Source organism: Streptomyces sp. NPDC001502, from assembly GCF_042894785.1.
GTDB lineage: Bacteria > Actinomycetota > Actinomycetes > Streptomycetales > Streptomycetaceae > Streptomyces > Streptomyces kutzneri.
In genome coordinates this window covers 500,935-523,040 of record NZ_JBIAVW010000004.1, presented here as the reverse complement: position 1 = coordinate 523,040, position 22,106 = coordinate 500,935, and the positions used below count along the sequence as shown (strand labels likewise).

Here is a 22,106-nt window from a genome sequence, read left to right as displayed (position 1 = left end):
CCGGTGATGAACATCTGCGAGGTCTCGCGGACCATGAACACGAAGTCCGTCAGGGCCGGGGAGTACGCGGCGCCGCCGGCGCACGGGCCGAGCATCACGCTGATCTGCGGGATGACACCCGAGGCCCTGGTGTTGCGCTGGAAGATGCCGCCGTAGCCGGCCAGGGCCGAGACGCCTTCCTGGATACGGGCGCCGGCGCCGTCGTTGAGGGAGACCAGCGGGGCACCGGCCGCGATGGCCATGTCCATGATCTTGTGGATCTTCGTCGCGTGGGCCTCGCCGAGGGCGCCGCCGAAGATGCGGAAGTCGTGCGCGTAGACGAAGACCGTACGGCCCTCGACCGTGCCCCAGCCGGTGATCACACCGTCCGTGTAGGGCTTCTTGTTCTCCAGGCCGAACCCGGTCGCCCGGTGCCGGCGCAGCTGCTCGACCTCCCGGAAGGAACCCTCGTCCAGCAGCAGCGCGATGCGCTCACGCGCGGTCAGCTTGCCCTTCGCGTGCTGGGTCTCGGTCGCACGGTCGCTGGGGCCGCGCCTGGCCTGCTCACGCAGGGAGTGCAGCTCGGCCACGCGCCCTCGGGCGTCCGTCGGCTCGCTCGGGGTCTGGTCCACAACGGTCATGTACCGACCTTACGAAGATCGCGATGAAAAACCTCCGTTCATTCCTCACAGTCTCGGAAGACTTCCGCTGTCCGGCCCGCACAGTACGCCCAGTGGATGTACGGACTCCGCCAGACGAGGCGCTCGCTCGTTGTGGGACCTTCACAAAATGACCTGACACCCCGCCTAGATGTTGAAATTTGAACGGAATAGGTCTAGCGTCGTTCCCGTTGGAGTCGTTGAAGATTCAACAGATTCTTCAGACCGAGCAGGACACTACCGAGGAGCAAGTCATGGGTCTCTTCACCCGCCGCAGCCAGAACGTGAACGTCCAGGACGGCGCCGCCGTCGCGACCCTGGAAGTGGACCCGGCGCTCGCCGCGCTCACCGGTGACTACGTCATCGACCCCGCGCACAGCAGCATCGGCTTCACCGTCCGCCACGCCATGGTCACCAACGTCCGCGGGGCCTTCGCCGAGCACGAGGGAACCCTGCACCTGGACGGCGCCGACCCGGCCCGCTCCACCGCCTCCATCGACGTGAAGATCGCCTCCGTCGACACCGGCATCGCCGACCGCGACGGTCACCTGCGCAGCGGCGACTTCTTCGACGCCGAGACCTTCCCGCTGATGACCTTCCGCTCCACCGAGGCGCGTCAGCTCGGCGGGGACACCTACCGCATCACCGGTGAGCTGACCATCAAGGACGTCACGCGCCCGCTCTCCATCGACCTGGAGTTCAACGGCTCGGCCACCGACCCCTACGGCAACGAGCGCGTCGGCTTCGAGGGCTCCACCGAGATCCTGCGCTCCGACTGGGGCCTGACGTGGAACGCCGCCCTGGAGGCCGGCGGTGTGATGGTCAGCGACAAGGTGAAGCTGACCTTCGACATCTCCGCCATCAAGCAGGCCTGACGGGCGGACTCCCGGACGCCCGGAACCGGGGGCGGCTAGGCCGTCTCTTTCGGATCTTGCCTGACCCGCACCGCCTGGCACCGCACCTCGCCGCGTTGTCGGGGCACGCAAGTACGTCCAGTACTCGGGCGCCCCCTCCGCCTTGCGAGGCACGGCACCAGACGACGCGGGCTTAACCGGCAAGATCCGAAAGAGACGGCCTAGAAGCCGCCCCCGCCGTCGAAGCCGCCGCCCCCGTCGAACCCTCCGCCGCCGAAGTCCCCGCCGCCGAAGTCGGACGGGTTGAAGTCGGCCCCGGAGGCGTCCCCGCCCTCGAAGCCGCTGCCCATGCCGCCGCCGAAGTCCGAGGCGTAGGCGGGGCTGGACATCATCGAACCGAGCATCGTGCCCACCAGCAGGCCGGGCAGGATGCCGCCGCCGAAGTACCCGCCGGCCCAGGGACCGTACGCCGGGCCGGCGTCGTAGTACGGCCGCGGCCCGTGCTCGGTCTCGACCGTGCGGACCGCCGGGTCCAGGCCGTCGCGCAGCCGTACGGCGTCCGCCGTGCAGACCGGCACGCTGCGGGCCGCCCCGCCGGCCGGAGCCCAGGTGGCGTCCTCGGTGCTCGGCCCGTGGCGCGGGTCGAAGAAGCAGGGCGAACGGCGCTCGGGAAGCGCCCTGCCCTGCCGGCGCGCATCGAGGGTGGCCAGCGCGAAGCGGCCGTCCTCCAGTGCCTGGGTGGCACCCCTGACCTCGTCGGGGCGCTGCACCGAGGCCATGATCTGCTTGGCCTTCTCGTACGAGTCGAGCCCCTGCTCGTAGTCCTTGCGCATGGCGTCGTCCGCGCCGGGCTCGCCGGGGTGGAAGTCGAGCCGTTCGAGCTCCTCGCCGAAGGCCGTGATGTCCTCGTCGACGACCACGGCCAGCCGGGCGACGGCCTCGCGCCGGGTCTCTTCCTTCTTCTTCCGGTTGCGGCGGACCAGCGCGTACGCACCGCCGCCGCCCACCACGGCCACCGCGCCGAGGGCGATCAGTCCGCCGACCGGGGCGCCCTGGTCGGCTCCGGTCGTGCCCCAGGAGGCCGGGGCGCCGCCCTTGGCCTGGGTCAGGGCCTGGTCCACGAAGTTGTTGAGCTGCGTGTTCGCGCTGACCGGTGCGCCGGTCTTCACGGCCTCGGTCAGGTTGCGTACGGCCTGGTTCGGCATGACCACCCGGTCGGCGCCGGCATCGAAGCCGTCGCCGAGCCGGATCGCGTAGAGCCCGGTGATCCCGGTCTCGGCACGGACCGCGCCGAGCACCTTGTCCGGCGGGAACTCGGCGGTGGCCGGCAGCACGGCCACGAACACCGGCTTCCCCGCGTCCTTGATCTTCTTCGCGAGCGCGTCCGCCTGGGCCGTGGACAGCTGCGCCTCGGCCCCGGGAGCGACGTAGACCGGGCCCTCCTTGAGGGCCTCCCCCACGGCCGCGACCCCGGTGGCCGCCGACGCCTGCGGCGCGGCGACGAGCGCGGTCGCCGACAGCCCCAGCAGCAGACCGGCCAGCAGCGATCCGAAGCGTATGGACATCAGCCTGGTCTTCATATCCAAGACGCTACCGGAACCGGTACTTTCCCGTGTGAGCTGGACATAAGGGCCTCGCCGGGCCGAGGCCCGGCGAGGTGAGGTGGGGTGGGGTGGGGTCCGGCGGACGCGGGCCGGCGACGCGGGCCGGGCGGGCTACTCGGCGGGTTCGACGCCCGCGTGCAGCAGGCCGTAGGTGAACGCGTCCTCCAGGGCCTGCCAGGACGCCGCGATCACGTTCGGGGCCACGCCGACCGTGGACCACTCGCGCTCCCCGTCCGTCGTGGCGATCAGCACGCGGGTCGTGGACTCCGTGCCGTGCGTGCCCTCCAGGATGCGGACCTTGTAGTCGACGAGCTCGAACTTGGCGAGCTGCGGGTAGAACCGCTCCAGCGCCACCCGCAGCGCCCGGTCCAGCGCGTTGACCGGGCCGTTGCCCTCCGCCGTGGCGACGATCCGCTCGCCCTTGGCCCACAGCTTGACGGTGGCCTCGTTGGCGTGGATGCCGTCCGGGCGGTCCTCGACGATCGCCCGCCACGACTCGATACGGAAGTACTTGCGGGCGCGCCCCTCGGCCTCGGCGCGCAGCAGCAGCTCGAAGGAGGCGTCGGCCGCCTCGTAGGTGTAGCCCTGGAGCTCCCGTGCCTTGACCCGCTCCACGACCCGGGAGATGAGCGCGCGGTCCCCGCCGAGGTCGACGCCGAGCTCCTTGCCCTTGAGCTCGATGGAGGCGCGGCCGGCCATGTCGGAGACCAGCATCCGCATGGTGTTGCCGACCCGCTCGGGGTCGATGTGCTGGTAGAGGTCCGGGTCGACCTTGATGGCCGAGGCGTGCAGGCCCGCCTTGTGCGCGAAGGCGGAGACGCCGACGTAGGGCTGGTGCGTGGAGGGGGTGAGGTTCACGACCTCGGCGATGGCGTGCGAGATCCGGGTCATCTCGGCGAGCGCCCCGTCGGGGAGCACCTTGCGCCCGTACTTGATCTCCAGGGCGGCGACGACGGGGAAGAGGTTGGCGTTGCCGACGCGCTCGCCGTACCCGTTCGCCGTGCACTGGACGTGGGTGGCGCCCGCGTCCACCGCGGCCAGGGTGTTGGCGACGGCGCAGCCGGTGTCGTCCTGGGCGTGGATGCCCAGGCGGGCGCCGGTGTCGGCGAGGACGGTGGCGACGGTGGCGGTCACCTGGGCGGGCAGCATGCCGCCGTTGGTGTCGCAGAGGATGACCACGTCGGCGCCGGCCTCGTGGGCGGCGCGTACGACGGACTTGGCGTACTCCGGGTTGGCCCGGTAGCCGTCGAAGAAGTGCTCACAGTCGACGAAGACGCGGCGGCCCTGGGCGACCAGGTGGGAGACGGTGTCGCGGACCATCTCCAGGTTCTCGTCGAGGGTGGTGCGCAGGGCGAGCTCGACGTGGCGGTCGTGGGACTTGGCGACGAGCGTGATGACCGGGGCGCCGGATTCCAGCAGGGCCCGCACCTGAGGGTCCTGGGCGGCCGAGCCGCCCGCGCGCCGGGTCGCGCCGAAGGCGACCAGCTGGGCGTTCTTGAAGACGATCTCCGCGCGGGCGCGGGAGAAGAACTCGGTGTCACGGGGGTTGGCGCCGGGCCAGCCGCCCTCGATGAAGCCCACTCCGAAGTCGTCCAGATGCCGGGCGATCGTCAGCTTGTCGGCGACGGTGAGGTTGATGCCCTCGCGCTGGGCGCCGTCACGCAGGGTGGTGTCGAAGACGTGGAAGCTGTCGTCCAGGCCTTCTGACAGCACAGTTGCCGCCTCTGGTGTCGTCGTCATGCTGATCTGACTCCTGTCGGATGAGTGGTTCCGGATATGCCCGGCATCCACTGCCCCCATCATCGCGCGCGGTCCGGTCCCGGCAGGGATGGTCCGGGAAACGAAAAAACCTCTCGCGGGTAGCGAGAGGTCTGCGCGCGGGTCCGAGGCACGGTGGCCGCTTCCGCGAAGTTCTTCCACGGTTCAGCGGCCACTGGGGACCGGCGCGCTGCTGGCGATAATCATGAGCTGAGCAGGCACGCTGGCAGTGTGCCACACCGCCCGCCGCGCATGGACAGGCATCTCAGCATGCGGGCACCGCGGTCGGCGTGCCTGATCGGACCCGCCCGTGGCCGAGTGCCGCGCCGTTGCGGGGGCCCCGCTCCGCCCCCGAGCCCCCACGCCTCAGCCGGCCTCGTGCAGCGGGGAGAGGGTCTCCGTCAGGAATTCCCTCACGTGGGTGAGGATCGCCGTGCGGTCCAGTGTCGGCAGGCCCACCGCCAGCTGGATGCTGAATCCGTCGAGCAGGGCCCGGACGCGGGTCGCCACGCGCTCGGCGTCCACCGGGCGGAACTCCCCGCGCGAGATGCCCTCGGCGAGCAGCGCGACCAGGTCGCGGTGCCAGGCACCCTCGATGGCAGCCTGCCGGTCGCGCTCCTGGGGGCCGGCGTTCTGGGAACGGTTCCAGACCTCCAGCCACAGCGTCCAGTGCGGGTCCCGGGCGCGGGTGGGGACGTACAGGTCCACGTACGCCTGCAGGCGCTCGCTCACCGGACCGCGGCGGGCGAGCAGGGCCCGCCGCTCGCCGCCCAGTTCCGCCTCGCTCCACTCCAGGGTCTGCAGCAGGAGCTCGTCCTTGCTGCGGAAGTAGTAGAGGAGGTGGCCGCTGCTCATGCCGACCTCGCGGCCCAGTCCGGCCATGGTCAGGCCTTCCAGGCCGCGCTCGGCGATCGTGGCCATGGCGGCGACGAGTACGTCCTCGCGCGGCGGCGCGTTCTTCCGCGCCGCGCGTACCGGTACTCCACCCGCCACCATGGACCCACTCCTTGTCGGTCGGCTGCCGGCCGTCTGCGGATCAGACCTTCGGCTGCTGCTGGGTGATGCAGTGGATACCGCCACCCCCGGCGAAAATCGTACGTGCGTCAACGAGGGTCACGGTCCGCTCGGGGAACAGTCCGCGGAAGATCCCGGCGGCCTCCTCGTCGCGCGGGTCGTCGAACGCGCACAGCACGACACCGCCGTTGCACAGGTAGTGGTTGATGTACGAGTAGTCCACCCACTCCCCGTCCTCCTCCAGCACGGTCGGCGCCGGGACCTCCACGACCTCCAGCCGCCGGCCGCGGGCGTCGGTGGACGCGCGCAGGATGGCCGCGATGGTCTTGCAGCGCTCGTGGTCCGGGTGGGCCGGGTCGGGCTGGGTGTGGACCATGACGACGCCGGGGCGGGCGAAGGCGGCGACGATGTCGACGTGGCCCTGGGTGCCGTAGGTGCCGTAGTCGCCGGCCAGGCCGTACGGCAGCCAGATCGCCTTGGTGGTGCCGAGGTGGGCGTGGATCTCGGCCTCCACCTGCTGGCGGGTCCAGCCGGGGTTGCGGCCCTCGCCCAGCTGGACGGTGTCGGTGAGGAGCACGGTGCCCTCGCCGTCGACGTGGATGGCGCCGCCCTCGTTGACGAGCTCGGTGCTGTACGTGCGGGTGCCGGCCACGTCCGAGACGTGCCGGGCGATCTTCGAGTCGTGGTCCCAGCGGGCCCACTCCTGGGCGCCCCAGCCGTTGAAGGTCCAGTCGACGGCGGCGAGCTCGCCGGCGTCGTTGGTGACGAAGGTCGGGCCGATGTCGCGCATCCAGGCGTCGTCGAGCTCCTGCTCGACCAGCTGTACGTCGTCGCCGACGATCGCACGCGCGCTGTCCGCGTCGCCGGGCGAGACCACGAGGGTCACCGGCTCGTACGCGCGGACCGCGCGGGCGACGGCGCCCCAGGCGGCGCGGGCCTCGGCGAGCTCCTGCTCGTTGGTGAAGGTCGGGTTGGGGCTGGGCCAGGCCATCCAGGTGCGCTCGTGGGGCGTCCACTCGGCGGGCATCCGGAATCCGGCGTCGACCGGCTTGGCGGGCTGATTGGCGGTCATGGCAGGCAGGTCCTTACGGGCTGTGCTGACTTACAGGAAGTACAGGCGGTTGAGGGAGACCGATTCGGCGGCTTCGGAGCGCAGCGGCTCCCCGTCGAGGGAGACCAGTCCGCTGCGCGCGTCCACATCGACCGCGCCCACCCGGGAGTTGAGCAGGAGGTCCTTGGGTCCGATCCCCCGGGTGCCGCGGACGGCGACGCGGCGCCTGCGGGTCGGCATCTCGTCGCTGCCGAGGGCCGCCGCCGCGGCGGAGACGAAGGCGACGGAGATGTCGGCGGCCGTGGCTCCGTACGAGCCGAACTGCGGTCCGAGGACGAGCGGTTCGCAGGTGTCGGTGGCGGCGTTCGGGTCGCCGGTGACGCCGTAGGCGGGGAAGCCGGACTTCAGCACGAGCTGGGGCTTGGCGCCGAAGAACTGCGGGCGCCACAGGACGATGTCGGCGAGTTTGCCGACTTCGATGGAGCCGATCTCGTGGGCGAGTCCGTGGGCGATGGCCGGGTTGATGGTGAGTTTGGCGATGTAGCGCAGGACGCGGGCGTTGTCGTCGCCCTCGCCGTCGCCGTCCATCGGACCGAGCTCGCCCTTCATCTTGGCGGCCATGGCGAAGGTCCGGCGGATGGTCTCGCCGGCCCGGCCCATGCCCTGGGCGTCGGAGGAGGTGATGCCGATCGCGCCGAGGTCGTGGAGGACGTCTTCGGCCCCCATCGTCCCGGCCCGGATGCGGTCGCGGGCCATGGCGGCGTCGCCGGGCAGGTCGGGCTTGAGGTCGTGGACGGAGACGATCATGCCGTAGTGCTCGGCCACCGCGTCCCGGCCGAAGGGCAGCGTGGGATTGGTGGAGGAGCCGATCACGTTCGGCACGCCCGCCATCTTCAGGACGTTGGGGACGTGTCCGCCGCCACAGCCCTCGATGTGGAAGGCGTGGATGGTCCGCCCGTCCAGGACCCGCAGGGTGTCCTCGACGGAAAGACACTCGTTCAGGCCGTCACTGTGCAGGGCGACCTGCACGTCATGCTCCTCGGCCACCCGCAGCGCCGTGTCCAGGGCCCGGGTGTGCGCGCCCATGTCCTCGTGCACCTTGAAGCCGGACGCGCCACCCTCGGCGAGCGCCTCGACCAGCGGGGCGGCGTCCGAGGAGGAGCCGCGGGCGAGGAAGCCGATGTTGACGGGCCAGGCGTCGAAGGCGTTGAAGGCGTGCTTCAGCGCCCACGGGGAGTTGACGCCGACGCCCCAGACGGGGCCGAACTCCTGGCCGATGACCGTGGTGACACCCGCGGCGAGCGAGGCTTCCATGATCCGCGGGGAGAGCAGGTGGACGTGGGTGTCGACCGCTCCGGCGGTGGCGATCAGGCCCTCCCCCGACACGATCGAGGTGCCGGTGCCGACGACCACGTCGACGCCGTCGAGGGTGTCGGGGTTGCCGGCCCGGCCGATCGAATGGATCCGGCCCTCGCGGATACCGATCGACACCTTGCGGATACCGAGAACGGCATCGATGACCAGCACATTGCTGATCACCACGTCGCACGTCTCCCGGACGGCGGCGGCCTTCAGATGCAGACCGTCACGGGCCGTCTTGCCGAAACCCGCCAGGAACTCGTCGCCCGGCTTCTGCGCGTCGAATTCCACCCGGACCGTCAGCCCGGAGTCACCGAGCCGCACCCGGTCCCCGGCGCGGGGGCCGAACACCGACGCGTACTCGTGCGGATCGATGTGCCGGCTGCCCGGCGCGCAGTGGTCGCTGTGCGGGATCTTCTTGCTCACGCCCGGTCTCCGTCCTCGTGTTCGGCGGTGACGCCGAGGTAGCCGCAGGCCGCCGCGCGGCGCAGGGCCTCGTCCTTGGCTCCGGGCGCGTCCAGGGGCCCGTCGACCAGGCCCGCGAAACCGATCGCGATCCGGTCCCCGCCGATGGGGACGAGGCCGACGTCGCCCTCGCCGTGGGGGTCGAACCGTACGGACGAGCCCGCCGGCACGCACAGCCGCATCCCGTAGGCCGCGGCCCGGTCGAAGTCGAGCCGCGGGTTCGCCTCGAAGAAGTGGAAGTGCGAGGTCACGCTCACCGGCACGGCCGCGGTGTTGCGGACGTGCAGGTGCAGGACCGGCTCCGGCTGGGGGGCGCCGGGTCCCGGAACGACCGCGCCCGGGGCGTCGTCGCCGAGCGGGACCGCGCCCTGGATGGGGGACGAGACCACCGCGAGGCGGGATCCGTCGTCGAAGACGGCCTCCACGTGCACCTCGGTGACCACGTCGGCGACACCCGGCAGGACGTCACCCGGGCCCAGCACGCTGCGGGCCTCCTCGATGGCCTCCGCGAGCCGCTTGCCGTCGCGCGCCGCCTCGCAGACCGTGTCCGCGATCAGCGCGGTCGCCTCCGGGACGTTCAGTTTCAGGCCACGGGCCCGCCGGGCCCTGGCCAGCTCCGCAGCGCTGCGGAGCAGCAGCCGGTCGCGCTCCGTAGGGGTCAGCCGCACGCCGATCCACCACCTCTTGAGTCGATGGGTTAGAGCATCACTCTAACTCTTCATTTCGAAGGAGGGAATCATTGACCTGAGGGCAGGCCTTGAGTCACATTGAGTGTCGCTCAAACAATGCGCAACCACCCCCCGCCCTGCCAAGGGAGTCCCCCCATGCCCATCGAACAGCGCGGAGTCGACACCATCCCCGAGGACGAGCGGACGAGCGGTCCTCGTGACCTGATCTCGATCCTTCTCGGCTCCAACCTCTGCCTCGGTGTGATCGTCTTCGGCTGGCTGCCCCCGTCCTTCGGACTGGGCCTGTGGCCCTCGGTCACCGCCATCGTGACCGGCACGCTCGTCGGTATCGCCTTCACCGCGCCGCTGGCGCTCGTCTCCCTGCGCACCGCGACCAACCTCTCGACCTCCAGCGGCGCACAGTTCGGCGTCCGCGGCCGGCTCGTGGGCTCGGTGGTGGGTCTGCTGCTCTCGCTCGGCTACACCGCGCTGACCCTGTGGATCGGCGGCGACGTGATGGTGGGCGTCCTCTCGCGTCTCACCGGGCTGCCGGACACCGCTGCCACGCGCGGCATGATGTACGGCGTACTCGCCGCGTGTACCGTCGTCGCGGCCGTCTTCGGCTACCGGCTGCTGCTGCGCATGAGCAAGATCCTGGCCATCGGCATGGTGGTGCTGCTGGCCGTCGGCGTCTTCGCCTACTCCGGGGACTTCACCACCGCCGCCCCGCCGGACACCGCATACCTGCTCGGCTCCTTCTGGCCGACCTGGATCCTCGCCGCCGTCGCCGCCGGGCTCAGCGGCCCGGTCGCCTTCATCACCCTGCTCGGCGACTACACCCGCTACATCTCCCCGCACCGGCACAGCTCCCGCAAGGTCCTCTGGGCCACCGGGTTCGGACTGCTCTTCGGCCTCCTGATCCCGCAGCTGTTCGGCACCTTCACGGCGCTCGCCGCCCGGGCCGGAGCCGAGTACGCCGGCCCGCTGGTGGCGGCCTCGCCCTTCTGGTACCTGATCCCGCTGCTCGCCGCCGCCGCGGCCGGCTCGGTCGGCAACGCCGGGCTGATGCTCTACTCGATGGGCCTCGACCTCGACGCCATCGTGCCCAGGGCCACCCGGACCACGGCCACCCTGGTCGCCGCGGCGGTCTCCACCGCCTTCGTCTTCATCGGCTCCTTCGAGTGGGACGTGCAGTCCGCGATGACCTCGTTCGTACTGGTGCTGACCGCGATCGGCACTCCTTGGGCCGTGATCACCCTCATCGGGTACGTGCGCTGCCGCGGGCGTTACGACGCCGACGCGCTCCAGGTCTTCAACCGCCGCTCGGTGGGCGGGATCTACTGGTACCGCTCCGGTTGGAACGTCGCGGCCACGGCCTCCTGGGCGATCGGCGCGGGCATCGGCCTGCTCGCCGTGACCACCCCCTTCTACGAAGGCCCGCTGCTCGCCCTCACCGGCGGCGTGGACTGCTCCTTCGTCCTGTCCGGCCTGACGGGCGGCCTCGCGTACGCCGTCCTCACCGCCCGCCGCTCCCCCGGCCCGGTCCCGGCGGTCGCCGCCGCCGAGGAGCCGGCGAACGCCTGAGGTCCCCCGTACGCGCACAGGCCCGCGCCCCGGAACATTCCGGGCGCGGGCCTGCGTACGTCAGGTATTTCCCGGTATCCGTGTTGCGCCAGAACATATCCCTGCCGGCGAATGCCTGCCGATCTTCAATTCCTTCCCCTTTTCCGCGGGGCAGGCCCTTTTGACCGACGGCCGGCCACTCGGCCGCGCACCCTCACCCTGACCGCAGCCGCACGGATGCTGCGTGCCACACTGGGGATCCCTACCGTCTGCGTACGTGCCTCGACCGGGCCGCGAACAAGGAGGCCCTGGTGGTCCTGGCATCGACAACGTCGGTGGTGACGAGCGGCACCCTGGTCGCCGCCGTGCCGGTGGCCCTCCTGGCCGGCGTCATCTCGTTCTTCTCGCCCTGCGTGCTGCCACTCGTCCCGGGATACCTCGGCTACGTCACGGGCCTTTCCGCCTCCAGCCTGAGCCCCGAGGCACGTGAGGAAAAGCGTGGCCGGATGCTTCTGGGCGCACTCCTCTTCGTGCTCGGATTCTCGGCTCCATTTGTCACCCAGGGCGCCTTCTTCGGATACTTCGGCAACACTCTTTCCGCGTACAAGGACACGCTCGACATCATTCTGGGAAGCCTTACGATCCTGTTCGGGCTCGCCTTCATGGGATTCCTCCCCGGTTTCACACAGCGCGACTTCCGGATCCACCGGAAGCCCGGAGCCGGACTGCTCGGCGCACCGGTTCTCGGCTTCACGTTCGGACTCGGGTGGTCGCCTTGCATGGGTCCGACCCTTGGAGCCGTGATGGGCCTGTCCATGGGGCAGGAGAGCGCGGGCCGGGGCGCGCTCCTCGTGTCCTTCTTCTGCCTGGGCCTGGGCGTTCCCTTCATCCTCGCGGCTGTCGCCTTCCGCCGGTCGATGAAGGCATTCGGGTGGGTCAAGCAGCACTACGCACTGGTGCTCAGGATCGGCGGAGGGTTCCTCGTCCTGGTGGGAGTGCTTCTCGTCACCGGGCTGTGGAGCGACTTCGTCTACCAGCTGCAGATCTGGCTGCCCGCCTCCAACGCGGTCGGGATCTGAGCGGGGGCGACGTCTCCCGTGAGTGCGTGATCGGCCCCTGGGCGCCGCTTCATGTGAAAGCGCCTCCGACGGGGCGGGAGCGAGGATCTCGACAGTCCTCGTTCTCGCCGGTCGGAGGCGCTTTCCGGTTTCCTGACCACCCGAGGGGCAGGGGGACTAGCCCAGCGGGTGCATCCAGCCGTGGGTGTCGGCGCTGTGTCCGGTCTGGAGTTCCAGCAGCGCCTTGCGCAGGCGCATGGTGACCTGGCCCGGCTCGCCGTCGCCCTGGGTCCAGTTGGCGCGCTCGGACTTGACCGAGCCGACCGGGGTGATGACGGCGGCGGTGCCGCAGGCGAACACCTCGGTGAGGGTGCCGTTCTCGTTGTCGCGCTGCCAGTCCTCGGTGGTCAGGCGGCCCTCCTCGGCGGTGTAGCCGAGGTCGCGGGCGATGGTGAGGAGGGAGTCGCGGGTGATGCCGGGAAGGAGTGAGCCGGTGAGCTCCGGGGTGACGATGCGGTCGCCGTACACGAAGTACAGGTTCATCCCGCCCATCTCCTCGATCCAGCGGTGCTCGACGGCGTCGAGCCAGACCACCTGGTCGCAGCCGTGCGAGGCCGCCTGGGCCTGCGCGACCAGCGAGGCCGCGTAGTTGCCGCCGGTCTTCGCCGCACCGGTACCGCCCTTGACCGCGCGGACGTAGTCCTCGGAGAGCCAGACGGAGACGGGCTTGACGCCACCGGGGAAGTACGCGCCGGCGGGCGAGGCGATGACGATGAAGAGGAACTCGTTCGCCGGGCGGACGCCGAGGCCGACCTCGGAGGCGAACATGAAGGGCCGCAGGTAGAGGGAGGCCTCGCCGGAGTCCGGCACCCAGGCGCGGTCCTGCTTGATCAGCGCGTCGCAGGCCTCGATGAAGAGCTCGGTCGGCAGCTCCGGCATCGCCATACGGCGCGCGGAGGACTGGAAGCGCGCCGCGTTGGCCTCGGGCCGGAAGGTGGCCACGGTGCCGTCGGGCTGGCGGTAGGCCTTGAGGCCCTCGAAGATCGTCTGCGCGTAGTGCAGCGTCATGTTCGCCGGGTCGATCGCGAGCGGCGCGTACGGGACCAGCTCGGCATCGTGCCAGCCGCGACCCTCGGTCCACTTGATCGTCACCATGTGGTCGGTGAAGTGGCGGCCGAAGCCGGGGCTGGCCAGGATCGCCTCGCGCTCCGCATCGGACAGCGGGTTCGAGGAGGGCTTGAGCTCGATCGTGGGCGTCGTCATGAGTGCTTGTCCTTCACCGGTTGTGTATGGCGGACCGCGCTCACGGCGTACTAGGACGTCCGAGCTTCCCCGCATTCCGCGGCCTCGCGTTCGATTATCGCGCGCGGGCAGGCTTCGGAGAAGCGGGGAGCGGCCCAGGGGAGATGGTGGCACCCGGGGCCGCGCAGGAGAAGCCGCCGGGTCCCATTGTGCCCCGGCGGCTTCCTGAGGTGGAGCTGCCGGGTCAGCCGGCTACGCGGGCGGCGAGGGCGTCGCCGATCGCGTCGGTGGAGCGGAAGGTTCCGTCGCGCTCCGCCAGGTCGGCGGAGACCGCGTCCTCGATGCGGACGGCCTGGGCCTCGTAGCCCAGGTGACGCAGCAGGAGGGCGACGGAGAGGATCGTCGCGGTCGGGTCGGCCTTGCCGGTGCCGGCGATGTCCGGGGCCGAGCCGTGGACGGGCTCGAACATGGACGGGAAGGCGCCGGTCGGGTTGATGTTCCCGGAGGCGGCGAGGCCGATCCCGCCGGTCACGGCGGCGGCCAGGTCGGTGAGGATGTCACCGAAGAGGTTGTCCGTGACGATGACGTCGAAGCGCTCGGGCTGGGTGACGAAGAAGATCGTCGCGGCGTCGACGTGCAGGTAGTCGGTGGTGACCTCGGGGTACTCCCGGCCGACCTTGTCGAAGATGTTCTTCCACATGTGGCCCGCGTACACGAGGACGTTGTTCTTGTGGACCAGCGTCAGCTTCTTGCGGGGGCGGGCGTTCGCCCGCTCGTACGCGTCGCGGACGACGCGCTCGACGCCGTACGCGGTGTTGATGCTGACCTCGGTGGCCACCTCGGCAGGGGTGCCGGTGCGCAGGCTGCCGCCGTTGCCGGTGTACGGACCCTCGGTGCCCTCGCGGACCACGACGAAGTCGATCTCCGGGCGGCCGGCGAGCGGGGTGGCCGTGTTCGGGAACAGCTTCGACGGGCGCAGGTTGATGAAGTGGTCGAAGGCGAAGCGGAGCTTCAGCAGCAGACCGCGCTCCAGCACGCCGGACGGGACCGAGGGGTCGCCGATGGCACCGAGCAGGATCGCGTCGTGGTGCTTGAGGGCTTCGAGCTCCGCTTCCGGGAGGGTCTCACCGGTGCGGTGCCAGCGCTGGGCGCCGAGATCGTATTGCCGGGTCTCCAGCTTCACATCCTGGGGCAGGACCGCGGTAAGGACCTTGAGTCCCTGAGCCACGACTTCCTGGCCGATGCCATCACCGGGGATCACTGCGAGATTGATGCTGGTCGACATGACGGAACCGTACTCCGTGTCCCAGCCCTCAGACATTCTGCGTCCACCATGTGGACGCATGTGAACGCAGAACGTCTCGGGCTTCGCAGGTCAGTGGCCGGTCGACCCGCCGTTGTCACGGCGGTCGAGGGCGCGCTGGAGAGCGGCGGCGGCGTTCTTGCGGTCGTCGGCCGAGGCGGAGGTGTGGCGGACGCGGCGGGTGGCGGTGGAAGCGGTCATGGTGATCGACTCCTTGAGATCACGGCGTGGCAGGGCCACGGATGAGGGGTTCCTTCAAGGCGCCGGAAGAGGCGGGGAGCGGTGCGCCGCAGGGGTTGCCTGCCAGGGGCGCGCGCTCTCGACCGCCATTCGCCTGATCGGCGAGACGTTCGGCTTCTACAAAGCTAGGCCAGGTCCCGTTGTATGTCTCGGCAATTACTCGGGCTTCCTACTATCTGAGACGCCCAGTCCCCCGGAAAGCCCCGTCCGGAGCGTCCGTTTCAGCTCTTCTCGGAACGAAGTTCCCTGATCAGAGCACGTACGGCCAGAGTTGAGGCCGATTCCGCCGTAGTGACGTATCCCACCTGCCTCACCGGCCCCCCGGGGCCCAGATCGGTGATGTCCACCGCCTCGGTCGCCTCCCTCAGGGACAGCTCGGGCATGATCGCCATACCGAGCCCGCGGCCGACCATGGTCAGCACCATCGCGTCGTCCTCCGCCTTGACCGTGGCCCTCGGGATCCAGTCCTGGGCCCGCCACCAGGAGCGGGTGTAGGAACCGCAGTTCTCGTCCCAGTCCATCAGCGGCAGGCCCTTCGGGTCCGGGTGCCCGGCCGGGTGGACCAGCCGGTACGCCTCCTGCGCCAGCACCCCGGTCAGCAGGCCGGGGCTCACGTCCGGTGAGCCGCCCAGCGTGGCGATGCCCAGGTCGGCGCGGCCCGCCGCCACTTCCCCGGCCGCGCCGGCGCCGATCTCGCGCACCACGCGGACCTCGGGGCGGATGCCCGGGTGCCGGGCCGTCAGCCGCTCCAGCGCGGGCGGCAGCAGGTGCAGGGCCGCACTGCGGAACGCGGCGATCCGCAGCACCCCCTCCACCGCGCCGCTGCCCGCGCCGCGGACCTCCGCGCCGAAGACCTCGTACATCCGCAGGATCCGGCGGGCGAGGCCGACGGCCCGCTCCCCCGCCGGGGTGGGGGTGGCCCCGGCGCGGCCGCGCTCGAAGAGCACCGCGCCGACCTTGGCCTCGCTGCCGCGCACCGAGTGGGAGACGGCCGACTGGGTGAGGCCGAGCGCGGCCGCGGCGGCGGAGAAGCCGCCGCTGTCGGAGACGGCGACCAGGATCCTCAGCTCCTGGGGCAGCAGGTCGGTCACGGGGGCTCTCACCTCGTTCTATGAGCGGTATTCATGGATGTGCGGGTTCCATGAACGCAACCCCCTGCCCGGGCGGGCCATTCCTTCCTAGCGTCGGGCCCATGACCACGAACACCGCTTACGCCGTCCACCAGATCGCCCGCCCCACCGGCTTCCCCACCTCCGGGGACTTCACCTACGCCGCCTTCCCGGTCCCGGAGCCGGCGCCCGGCACCGCGCTCGTCGAGAACCTCCTGCTCTCGGTGGACCCGTACCACCGGGGGATGATGGACGGCGGCGAGGGCGGCTTCGAGCTGAACACCCCGCTGGAGGGCCGCTCGGTGGGCCGGGTGCTGGCCTCCCGCGACCCGGGGCTGCGCGAGGGCGACCTGGTCTTCCACCGCGCGGGCTGGCGGACCCACGCCCTGGTCAGCCTCGGCGTGGACGGGACGCGCAAGCTGCGGGGCCACGACGGCGTCCCGCTGGAGGCCTACCTCTCCATCCTGGGCGGCACCGGCCTGACCGCGTACGCGGCCCTCACCCGGACGGCGGCCCTGCGGAGCGGCGAGGACCTCTTCGTCTCCGCCGCCGCGGGCGGGGTCGGCACGGCCACCGGCCACATCGCCCGGCTGCTGGGCGCCCGGCGGATCATCGGCAGCGCGGGCTCGGCGGCCAAGGTCCGCCACCTCACCGGCGTCCTCGGCTTCGACGCGGCCTTCGACTACCACGACGGGCCGGTCGGCGAACAGCTCGCGCAGGCCGCCCCGGACGGCATCGACGTCTACGTGGACAACGTCGGCGGGGACCACCTGGAGGGGGCGATCGACGCGCTGCGCGAGTACGGGCGGGTCGCCTGGGTGGGCGCGATCTCGATGTACAACGGGGACCGCTCGCCGGCCGCGCCCCGCAACCTCTTCGAGGTCGTCCACAAGTCCCTTCGCCTGGAAGGTGTATTGGTTCGCAATCACACCAATCTGCAGGAGGAGTTGGAGGACTTCCTCGTCCCTCATCTGCGCAGTGGCCGGATCGGTACCGACACCACCGTTGTCCAGGGCTTTGACCGGACGGTGGAGGCCTTCCTGGGCATACTCCGCGGGGACAACCTGGGCAAGATGCTGGTCAGGATCGACGGCTGATTCCAGCCACCCTTATGTTCACCGTTTTCTTACCGCACGGATGTAGACCTTTGATCCGGGCGCCGCCACTCTTGCCGTCGATGTGCCGCCGGGGCACTTGAGTTGGAGGCGAGAAGCCAGTGACACCGATCAGCCGCAGAGGTTTCGTGGGAATCGGCGCCGGGCTCGTGGCGGGCGCCACCCTGCCCGCGGTCACCCCGACGACGGCGGCCGCGGCCGCCGCGACCGGCACCATCACCGATGTGAAGCACGTGGTGATCCTCATGCAGGAGAACCGCAGCTTCGACCACTACTTCGGCAGGCTGAAGGGCGTCCGCGGGTTCGGCGACCGCGCCGCCGGCAACATCCCGGGCGGCTGGGGCATGTTCAACCAGCCCAACTGGGGCGGCCGCCAGTACCCGTGGAAGCTGTCCGCCACCCCGCCGGCGGGCGGCGCGGACAGTGAGACCCTGGCCCAGTGCACCGGCGACCTCCCGCACAGCTGGACCTCGCAGCACGCCGCCTGGAACAAGGGCCGGATGGACAACTGGGTCACCGGCGTCGGCAATGTCCGCACCCTCGGCCACCTGGACCGCGGGGACATCCCCTTCCACTACGGCCTCGCCGACAGCTACACGATCTGCGACGCGTACTTCTGCTCCGCCCTCAGCGCGACCGGCCCGAACCGCACCTTCCTGTGGAGCGGCAAGATCGATGCCACCAGCAAGGACGGAGGCGACGAGTCCGGGCTGACCTGGGAGACGTACGCGGAGGCCCTCCAGCGGGCCGGCATGAGCTGGAAGGTCTACCAGAACGCCCAGGACAACTACGGCGACAACGGTCTCGCCTACTTCAAGAACTTCACCGACGCGGCCCCCGGAAGTCCGCTGTGGGACCGGGGCATGGGCTCGGTCCCCAAGGTCACCGGCTCCACCCCGGACGACATCGCGGCCGCGATACGCGCCGACGTCGTCGCGGGCACCCTCCCCCAGGTGTCCTGGGTCGTCGCGAACGAAGCCTTCTCGGAGCACCCCTACGCCCCGCCCGGCGACGGCGCCCACTTCGTGGACCTGGTCTACCGCGCCCTCGCCGCGAACCCCGAGGTCTTCGACTCCACCGTCCTGTTCCTCAACTACGACGAGAACGACGGATTCTTCGACCACGTCCCGCCGCCGGTCGCCCCGCCCGGCACCCCCGGCGAGTACCTCGACGGCCTCCCGATCGGCCTCGGCTTCCGCGTCCCGATGATCGTGATGTCCCCCTGGACCCGCGGCGGCTGGGTGAGCTCGGAGGTCTTCGACCACACCTCGGTGCTGCGGTTCATGGAGAAGTGGACGGCCGCCCTCGGCACCCCCGCCACCTGCCCGAACATCAGCGCCTGGCGCCGCAAGGCGGTCGGCGACCTGACCGGCGTCTTCGACTTCGCGCGCCCGGTCTACGGGGTCCCCGCGGGCCTCCCCTCCACCGCCAAGGTGATCGGCCAGGCGACCTGCGCCCCGCTCCCCAACCCGGCGCCGCAGGACAACGCCCTCCCGGCGCAGGAGCCCGGCACCCGCCCGGCGCGGGCCCTCCCGTACCAGGCGAACGGCAACCTGGACCGCTTCGAGTTCGGGCCGGCCGGCCAGATCACGGCCTGGTTCTCGATGGCCAACCAGGGTGCCGAGGCGAAGCGGGCGGCGCACTTCTCGATCCACCCGCACCAGCACCGGGACACGACGGCCTGGCAGTACACCGTCGACCCGGGCGGCACCGGCAGCGACTACTTCCACATCGGCCTCGGCCACGGCTCGGGCAAGTACGACATCTCGATGCACGGGCCGAACCGCTTCCTGCGCCGCTTCATCGGCGACGCGTCGAAGCCGGGCAAGGACATCGAGGTGGCGGCCCGCTTCGCGGTCGAGCCGGGCACCGGCAAGCAGGCGGTCTACTTCAAGATGAAGAACTCCTCCGGCTCCCCCGTCACCTTCACGATCCGCGCGAACGCCTACCGCACGGACGGCCCGTGGACCTACACGGTCCCGGCGAACTCCTCGCGCGAGGACTTCTTCAACGCCGTCGCCTACAGCAAGGGCTGGTACGACTTCACGATCCTGGCCGACTCCGACGGCACCTGGTCGCGCCGCTACACGGGCCACATCGAAACGGGCGCGCCCAGCATCTCGGGCTCGTAGCGCCCCGGGCGCGCCCGGGAGCCCGGCCTCACCGGCGGGACACCCCCTGGTGCTGTGACCGGCAAGGTTCACCGGGTCACAGCACTAGAGAACGTCCCCGTCCCGCCAGTCGAAGTCGAGCCGCCCGGCCGGGTCCAGCCGGATCCCGCCGGGCGGCGCCCACACGTACGTGGACCCCTCCTCCTCGGGGAGCCTGACCGGCCCGTACGGCGAGAGGGCCCCCACCTCGCCCGGCCACACCGCCCAGCCGCGGCCGAGGTAGAGCCCGGCCCCTTCCTCCGACGCCGACAACGCGCCCAGCACGTAGGCCCCCGCCACGACCTCCTCCAGCCGGGCCATGACCTGCCCGCCGAGGCCGCGGCGTCGCGCGTCGGCCCGTACGGCCACGGCCTCGACGTACCCGGTGCGCAGGGCCCGCCCCCGGTGTACAACCCGCCGCATGACCACGCTGCCGTGCGCGACGAGGTCCCCGCCCGCGTTCCGGACCAGCGCGTGCATCCCGCCGAGGGCGTGCTCGAAGTCCTCGTCGGCGAAGTCACCGTCGAAGGCCCCGTCGAGCAGGGCCCGGATCTCGCGGAGCTCCGTACCGGTCAGCTCCGCCGTGTGCCGTACGAGGTTCTCCATCGGGCGACCGTATCAACGCGCAGCGGCGGCCCGGGGGCGACCCGGGGCCGGCCGCGAAAGGCCGGAAACAGCCGAGGGGTCCGAAACCCGGAGTGCTGCCGGGCCCGGGCCGTCCGTGTCGCCCGTGGCCGCGCCCGGGCGGGCACGCACCGGGCCTGCGGGGCCGGGTGGGCCCAGTGGTCCACCTCGGCCGCGCCGGCGCCGCCCAGTCCGCCGAAGGTACGCACGGTGGGCGGGGGCGGGGTGGTCCACCCGCGCCCGGCGCTCGCGGACGGCCGCCGGAGCGGGGGCCTCGGCGCTGCGCGCCGTCGCCGCCGGGTCCACCGGGCCCCAGGTCACCTCGGTGGAGGAGGGCGTTCCGCAGGAGGAATCGACCGGTGATCACCGTCTCCGAAATCGCTCGATTCCCTGCATACCGGGCGCCAGGGCCGCGTACGGCCCTGGCGGCGGGCCGCGCGGCGGCGTGAAGATCTCCTCCATGTCGCCTGAGACCACACCTGAGACCGCTTCCGGGGCCGCTCCTGAGACCAGGCAGTGGACGCCCACCCATGGTGATCCGTACCGCCCGGCCGCCTACCGCCCCGAGCGGATGCCGCAGCCGGAATCCCTCGCGCGTGCCGCCGAGTTGCGGGCCCGGATGGACGAGCGGCGGACCGTACGCCACTTCTCCCCCGACCCGGTGCCCGAGCAGGTGGTGCGGGACGCCATCGCCTGCGCCGCGACCGCCCCCTCCGGGGCGCACCAGCAGCCGTGGACCTTCGTCCTGGTCAGGAATCCGGCCGTACGGCAGCAGATCCGCGCGGCCGCCGAGCAGGAGGAGCAGCTGTCCTACGACGGCCGGCTGGGCGACGAATGGCTCGCCGCCCTGCGTCCCATCGGCACGGACGCCGTGAAGACCCACCTCACGGACGCCCCGGCGCTGATCGTGGTCTTCCAGCAGCGTTACTGGCTCGGCCCGGACGGCACCAAGCGCAAGCACTACTACGTCGACGAGTCGGTCGGCATCGCGGTCGGCATGCTCCTGTCCGCCCTCCACCTGTCCGGCCTGGCGGCGCTGATCCACACCCCCAGCCCCATGCGCTTCCTCAGCCACGTCCTGCACCGCCCCGAGAACGAGAAGGCCTTCGCCGTCATCCCGGTGGGCTACCCGGCGGACGACTGCGAGGTCCCGGACCTCCTGCGCAAGTCCCTGGACCAGGTCATCGTGGAGGTGTGACGGCCTCCCCGGCGGGCGGCTCCGGGGCGGGCCCGGACTGCCCGCCGCCCAGCGCTTCCGCGAGCCGCATCCCGATCCGCACCCGGTCCTCGGACGTTCCGGCGTCCATGGCGGCCCGTACCTGCCGCAGGATCAGCCAGTCCCGCACCACCTTGGCGACCCCGAGCACGGCCGCGGTGACCAGCGCCGCGGTCAGCATGCGCCTGCCCTCACGCTGAGCATCGGCGGGACCAGCCCGCAGGGCCCCTTCCGCACGATGACCGCCGCGTCGCCGAAGGTCAGGCGCCGGCCGCCGCTCGGAGCCCGGCCGTCCTGGCCGGCGGTGAGCCCGCTGCGGCGCAGCCGCCGGGCCAGGTCGTCCACTTCGACGGAGCAGCACCACTCGATGAACACCTCCCGGTCACCGCGGCTGTAGGTGTTCGCCCAGCCGTGTGCCGAGCCCGTCGCGTTGACCAGCGCGGTCCGCCGGATCAGCCGGCTGAGCAGCAGGTCCCGGTTGGGGTCCGGCTCCCTCGGCCCCGCGTGCCAGGTGGCCTCGTCCGGATGCATGCGGTCGCGGTGGTGCCACCAGATGTGCTCCTCGCAGGCCGGCGCGTCGAGGTAGTCGGCCCAGTCCGGGTCGGGGTGGACGAGCACGACGGAGGCGTTGCGGAGCAGACTGCGCAGCCGCACCCGGCTGCCCTCCCGTACCGGCCGCAGCCCCGGCAGCCCGTGCCCCGTCCGGTACGAGTCGATGCGGGGCAGCAGCACGGACAGCACTCTGCTGCCCATCGCCGGATGCACCCAGAATTCCGCGCCCTCGGGGCGCGGTACGACGCGGACCAGTCCGAGGACGGCCCCGCCGAGCTGCTCGTGGCGCAGCCCGTTGGCGAGGTTCACCAGCAGTTCGGCCTCAAGGGCCCGCTGGTCCGCCCCTTCGGCGTCGGGCACCGGCAGGGTGCGGCTGATCAGGCCGTCGGCGGCCCACTGCATGCAGGTGTGGTGCGGGAGTCCCGTCGCTTCGCGGCAGATCGTGGCGACGCGGTGGCGGTTGTCGGTGCGGTTGGACATACGTCTCCCCGGCTGCGCCCCGGCTCGGCAGCGTTGAGGTGTG

At 71.3% G+C, this 22,106-nt stretch carries 20 protein-coding genes; 6 read left to right on the top strand and 14 right to left on the bottom strand.

Annotation, left to right across the window (positions count from 1 at the left end):
* Positions 1-620: carboxyl transferase domain-containing protein (locus ACFY0D_RS09570; protein ID WP_390797752.1), on the bottom strand; the 620-nt coding region annotated here is incomplete at its 3' end.
* A 272-nt stretch (positions 621-892) separates the two neighbouring features.
* Between ACFY0D_RS09570 and ACFY0D_RS09565 the strand changes: the two genes are divergently transcribed.
* The gene (locus tag ACFY0D_RS09565) at positions 893-1,513 is read left to right on the top strand and encodes a YceI family protein (protein WP_390797751.1); all 621 of its coding nucleotides are present in this window, start codon (positions 893-895) and stop codon (positions 1,511-1,513) included.
* Between the two features lie 200 nt (positions 1,514-1,713).
* Here the strand turns inward: ACFY0D_RS09565 and ACFY0D_RS09560 are convergent, their stop codons facing one another.
* From ACFY0D_RS09560 to ureA, 6 genes are all read right to left on the bottom strand, one after another.
* Entirely contained in the window at positions 1,714-3,072 is a 1,359-nt protein-coding gene (locus tag ACFY0D_RS09560) for a hypothetical protein (protein WP_390797750.1), read from the bottom strand.
* A 135-nt stretch (positions 3,073-3,207) separates the two neighbouring features.
* Entirely contained in the window at positions 3,208-4,836 is a 1,629-nt protein-coding gene (gene cimA / locus ACFY0D_RS09555) for a citramalate synthase (RefSeq protein ID WP_390797749.1), read from the bottom strand.
* A gap of 384 nt (positions 4,837-5,220) precedes the next feature.
* Positions 5,221-5,850 carry a TetR/AcrR family transcriptional regulator gene (locus ACFY0D_RS09550; protein ID WP_390797748.1) on the bottom strand — a complete coding sequence of 210 codons (630 nt, stop codon included), beginning with the start codon at positions 5,848-5,850 and terminating at the stop codon, positions 5,221-5,223.
* 40 nt (positions 5,851-5,890) lie between these two features.
* A complete protein-coding gene (locus ACFY0D_RS09545; RefSeq protein WP_390797747.1) occupies positions 5,891-6,940 on the bottom strand; it encodes an agmatine/peptidylarginine deiminase in 1,050 nt (349 codons plus the stop codon).
* A gap of 30 nt (positions 6,941-6,970) precedes the next feature.
* On the bottom strand, positions 6,971-8,653 hold the full coding sequence (locus tag ACFY0D_RS09540) for an urease subunit alpha (RefSeq protein WP_390797774.1): 1,683 nt from the start codon (positions 8,651-8,653) through the stop codon (positions 6,971-6,973).
* Positions 8,654-8,700: 47 nt separating this feature from the next.
* The gene (ureA, locus tag ACFY0D_RS09535; protein ID WP_390797746.1) at positions 8,701-9,411 is read right to left on the bottom strand and encodes an urease subunit gamma; all 711 of its coding nucleotides are present in this window, start codon (positions 9,409-9,411) and stop codon (positions 8,701-8,703) included.
* Between the two features lie 156 nt (positions 9,412-9,567).
* Here ureA and ACFY0D_RS09530 point away from each other — a divergent pair, with 156 nt between their 5' ends.
* Both ACFY0D_RS09530 and ACFY0D_RS09525 read left to right on the top strand, forming a co-directional pair.
* Positions 9,568-10,995 carry a cytosine permease gene (locus tag ACFY0D_RS09530; RefSeq protein WP_390797745.1) on the top strand — a complete coding sequence of 476 codons (1,428 nt, stop codon included), beginning with the start codon at positions 9,568-9,570 and terminating at the stop codon, positions 10,993-10,995.
* Between the two features lie 287 nt (positions 10,996-11,282).
* Complete coding sequence (locus ACFY0D_RS09525; protein ID WP_390797773.1) at positions 11,283-12,053, top strand: cytochrome c biogenesis CcdA family protein; 771 nt, start codon at positions 11,283-11,285, stop codon at positions 12,051-12,053.
* A 156-nt stretch (positions 12,054-12,209) separates the two neighbouring features.
* Here ACFY0D_RS09525 and ACFY0D_RS09520 read toward each other — a convergent pair whose 3' ends face one another.
* The 4 genes from ACFY0D_RS09520 to ACFY0D_RS09505 form a co-directional block, all read right to left on the bottom strand.
* Positions 12,210-13,295: a branched-chain amino acid aminotransferase gene (locus ACFY0D_RS09520; protein WP_109781535.1), complete on the bottom strand. Its 1,086-nt coding sequence runs from the start codon at positions 13,293-13,295 to the stop codon at positions 12,210-12,212.
* Between the two features lie 223 nt (positions 13,296-13,518).
* A complete protein-coding gene (locus tag ACFY0D_RS09515; protein ID WP_390797744.1) occupies positions 13,519-14,559 on the bottom strand; it encodes a 3-isopropylmalate dehydrogenase in 1,041 nt (346 codons plus the stop codon).
* A gap of 90 nt (positions 14,560-14,649) precedes the next feature.
* Positions 14,650-14,778 (bottom strand): hypothetical protein, encoded by a 129-nt coding sequence (locus ACFY0D_RS09510; RefSeq protein WP_266379422.1) that lies wholly within the window; start codon positions 14,776-14,778, stop codon positions 14,650-14,652.
* A 260-nt stretch (positions 14,779-15,038) separates the two neighbouring features.
* Positions 15,039-15,908, bottom strand: coding sequence for a LysR family transcriptional regulator (locus ACFY0D_RS09505; RefSeq protein ID WP_390797743.1), 870 nt, complete (start codon positions 15,906-15,908; stop codon positions 15,039-15,041).
* 101 nt (positions 15,909-16,009) lie between these two features.
* Between ACFY0D_RS09505 and ACFY0D_RS09500 the strand changes: the two genes are divergently transcribed.
* Both ACFY0D_RS09500 and ACFY0D_RS09495 read left to right on the top strand, forming a co-directional pair.
* The gene (locus tag ACFY0D_RS09500) at positions 16,010-17,023 is read left to right on the top strand and encodes an NADP-dependent oxidoreductase (protein WP_390797742.1); all 1,014 of its coding nucleotides are present in this window, start codon (positions 16,010-16,012) and stop codon (positions 17,021-17,023) included.
* A 119-nt stretch (positions 17,024-17,142) separates the two neighbouring features.
* Positions 17,143-19,173, top strand: coding sequence for a phosphocholine-specific phospholipase C (locus ACFY0D_RS09495; RefSeq protein ID WP_390797741.1), 2,031 nt, complete (start codon positions 17,143-17,145; stop codon positions 19,171-19,173).
* An 84-nt stretch (positions 19,174-19,257) separates the two neighbouring features.
* On the opposite strand, the gene ACFY0D_RS09490 is transcribed toward ACFY0D_RS09495, so the two are convergent.
* Positions 19,258-19,797, bottom strand: coding sequence for a GNAT family N-acetyltransferase (locus ACFY0D_RS09490; RefSeq protein WP_390797740.1), 540 nt, complete (start codon positions 19,795-19,797; stop codon positions 19,258-19,260).
* 478 nt (positions 19,798-20,275) lie between these two features.
* Between ACFY0D_RS09490 and ACFY0D_RS09485 the strand changes: the two genes are divergently transcribed.
* Positions 20,276-21,013, top strand: coding sequence for a nitroreductase family protein (locus ACFY0D_RS09485; protein WP_390797739.1), 738 nt, complete (start codon positions 20,276-20,278; stop codon positions 21,011-21,013).
* Here ACFY0D_RS09485 and ACFY0D_RS09480 read toward each other — a convergent pair.
* Together ACFY0D_RS09480 and ACFY0D_RS09475 are read right to left on the bottom strand one after the other, a co-directional pair.
* Positions 20,997-21,212 (bottom strand): hypothetical protein, encoded by a 216-nt coding sequence (locus tag ACFY0D_RS09480; protein WP_390797738.1) that lies wholly within the window; start codon positions 21,210-21,212, stop codon positions 20,997-20,999. The two genes, ACFY0D_RS09485 and ACFY0D_RS09480, sit on opposite strands and share 17 nt — an antisense overlap.
* Positions 21,206-22,063, bottom strand: coding sequence for a hypothetical protein (locus ACFY0D_RS09475; RefSeq protein WP_390797737.1), 858 nt, complete (start codon positions 22,061-22,063; stop codon positions 21,206-21,208). The genes ACFY0D_RS09480 and ACFY0D_RS09475 overlap by 7 nt, the downstream gene beginning before the upstream one ends.
* Between the last annotated feature and the right edge of the window lie 43 nt (positions 22,064-22,106).

What these genes read in the sequence shown, in the direction of transcription:
- ACFY0D_RS09565 (WP_390797751.1), top strand. Translation starts at nt 893, where the DNA reads ATGGGTCTCTTCACCCGCCGCAGCCAGAACGTGAACGTCCAGGACGGC.
- ACFY0D_RS09480 (WP_390797738.1), bottom strand. Translation starts at nt 21,212, where the DNA reads ATGCTGACCGCGGCGCTGGTCACCGCGGCCGTGCTCGGGGTCGCCAAG.
- ACFY0D_RS09510 (WP_266379422.1), bottom strand. Translation starts at nt 14,778, where the DNA reads ATGACCGCTTCCACCGCCACCCGCCGCGTCCGCCACACCTCCGCCTCG.
- ACFY0D_RS09560 (WP_390797750.1), bottom strand. Translation starts at nt 3,072, where the DNA reads ATGAAGACCAGGCTGATGTCCATACGCTTCGGATCGCTGCTGGCCGGT.
- ACFY0D_RS09550 (WP_390797748.1), bottom strand. Translation starts at nt 5,850, where the DNA reads ATGGTGGCGGGTGGAGTACCGGTACGCGCGGCGCGGAAGAACGCGCCG.
- cimA (WP_390797749.1), bottom strand. Translation starts at nt 4,836, where the DNA reads ATGACGACGACACCAGAGGCGGCAACTGTGCTGTCAGAAGGCCTGGAC.
- ACFY0D_RS09490 (WP_390797740.1), bottom strand. Translation starts at nt 19,797, where the DNA reads ATGGAGAACCTCGTACGGCACACGGCGGAGCTGACCGGTACGGAGCTC.
- ACFY0D_RS09485 (WP_390797739.1), top strand. Translation starts at nt 20,276, where the DNA reads ATGTCGCCTGAGACCACACCTGAGACCGCTTCCGGGGCCGCTCCTGAG.
- ACFY0D_RS09545 (WP_390797747.1), bottom strand. Translation starts at nt 6,940, where the DNA reads ATGACCGCCAATCAGCCCGCCAAGCCGGTCGACGCCGGATTCCGGATG.
- ACFY0D_RS09500 (WP_390797742.1), top strand. Translation starts at nt 16,010, where the DNA reads ATGACCACGAACACCGCTTACGCCGTCCACCAGATCGCCCGCCCCACC.
- ACFY0D_RS09530 (WP_390797745.1), top strand. Translation starts at nt 9,568, where the DNA reads ATGCCCATCGAACAGCGCGGAGTCGACACCATCCCCGAGGACGAGCGG.
- ACFY0D_RS09515 (WP_390797744.1), bottom strand. Translation starts at nt 14,559, where the DNA reads ATGTCGACCAGCATCAATCTCGCAGTGATCCCCGGTGATGGCATCGGC.
- ACFY0D_RS09475 (WP_390797737.1), bottom strand. Translation starts at nt 22,063, where the DNA reads ATGTCCAACCGCACCGACAACCGCCACCGCGTCGCCACGATCTGCCGC.
- ACFY0D_RS09520 (WP_109781535.1), bottom strand. Translation starts at nt 13,295, where the DNA reads ATGACGACGCCCACGATCGAGCTCAAGCCCTCCTCGAACCCGCTGTCC.